The 551-nt window shown below is 64.1% G+C and carries 1 protein-coding gene; it reads left to right on the forward strand.

What is annotated here, in order from left to right; genetic code table 11:
- On the forward strand, window positions 1-551 hold a 551-nt coding region (locus tag AACY08_RS28370), incomplete at both ends, for an FAD/NAD(P)-binding protein (RefSeq protein WP_339472417.1).

A 551-nucleotide genomic window follows, 5' to 3' on the forward strand; every position in this document is an offset into this window, starting at 1 on the left:
AGCGAGAAGATGGCCATGTCTACGACGTGGTCGTCGTAGGCGGCGGTCAGAGCGGCCTCGCTACCGCGTTTGGCCTGCTGCGCGAGCGCATCTCGAACATCATCGTCCTTGATGAGAACCCTGCCGGCCGCGAGGGGCCGTGGGACACCTATGCCCGGATGGTGACGCTGCGCACGCCCAAGCATCTGACCTCCATCGATTTCGGCGTGCCGTCGCTGACGTTCCGCTCCTACTGGGAGGCGGCGCATGGGGTGGAGAGCTGGGAACGGATTGACAAGATTCCGCGCGGCGACTGGATGAATTATCTGCGCTGGTATCGTCGCGTGTTACGGCTGCCGGTGCGCAACGACGCGCGGCTTGATCGGATCGAACCTATCGAGAAGGGCCTGTTCCGTCTCCACCTCAATGGCGGCGAGACACTGCTTACGCGCAAGATCGTGTTGGCGACCGGCATCCAGGGCGGCGGTCAGTGGCACACGCCGTCACTGGTCGGGAACCGGCTTCCCGCCAGCCGTTACGCCCATACTTCCCAGGCGATCGACTATGCAGGG

The organism is Pseudomonas sp. EL_65y_Pfl1_R83, from assembly GCF_963970695.1.
GTDB lineage: Bacteria > Pseudomonadota > Gammaproteobacteria > Pseudomonadales > Pseudomonadaceae > Aquipseudomonas > Aquipseudomonas tritici.